This is a genomic window from Methylobacter sp. BlB1 (assembly GCF_015476545.1).
Lineage (GTDB): Bacteria > Pseudomonadota > Gammaproteobacteria > Methylococcales > Methylomonadaceae > Methylobacter.
The window spans coordinates 1-929 of record NZ_JADMKV010000188.1 but is presented as its reverse complement, the minus strand read 5'-3'; the positions used below and the strand labels follow the sequence as shown (position 1 = coordinate 929).

The 929-nt window shown below is 53.7% G+C and carries 1 protein-coding gene; it reads right to left on the bottom strand.

Features of this window, described 5'->3' with window-relative positions:
* On the bottom strand, nt 1-929 hold a 929-nt coding region (locus IT781_RS21945; protein WP_194972296.1), incomplete at both ends, for an NAD-dependent epimerase.

Here is a 929-nt window from a genome sequence, read left to right as displayed (position 1 = left end):
ATGGGCGTATTCGGTTTATACCCCACATCTTCTACCAAGGCTTCCACATCGGCATAGGTATCCGGCACATCCCCGGGCTGCAATGGCAACAGCTGTTTTTCTGCTGTTTTGCCCAAGGCTTTTTCCAGGGTTTCTATGTAAGCCGATAACTCGACCGGATTTTGGTTGCCGATATTGTAGACCCGCCACGGCGCTTTGCTGGTGCCCGGATCAGGCCGTTTGCCGGTCCAGTCCGGGTTGGGCTGGGCGGGATGGTCCAGGGTTCTGATGATGCCCTCGACGATGTCGTCGATATAGGTGAAATCCCGCCGATGCTTGCCGTAGTTGAACACCTGGATCGGCTCGCCGGCCAGAATGGCTTTGGTAAACAGAAACAGCGCCATGTCCGGCCTGCCCCACGGACCATAAACGGTAAAGAACCTTAATCCGGTAGTCGGCAGTTGATATAAATTGCTGTAGGTATGCGCCATCAGCTCATTGGCCTTTTTGGAGGCCGCATACAGGCTGAGCGGATGATCGACATTGTCGTGCACGGAGAACGGCATCGTCTCATTGGCGCCATAAACCGAACTGCTGGAGGCATAAACCAGGTGCTCTATTTTGTGATGCCGGCAGCCTTCCAGGATATTGATGAAGCCGACGATATTGCTGTCGATATACGCATGCGGATTCTCTATGGAATAGCGAACCCCGGCCTGTGCCGCCAGATTGACCACCCTTTGCGGCTGATGCTCTTTAAAAAGCCGCTCCATCGCTTCCCGGTCGGCGATATCGGCGCGTACATCGGTGTAATGCTTGTGTTCGAGAATACGGGCCAGGCGGGCTTTTTTCAGGTTGACATCGTAGTAATCATTGAGATTATCCACGCCGATGACTTCATCGCCCCGTTCCAGTAATTTGATGGCTACGTGATTGCCGATAAAGCCTGC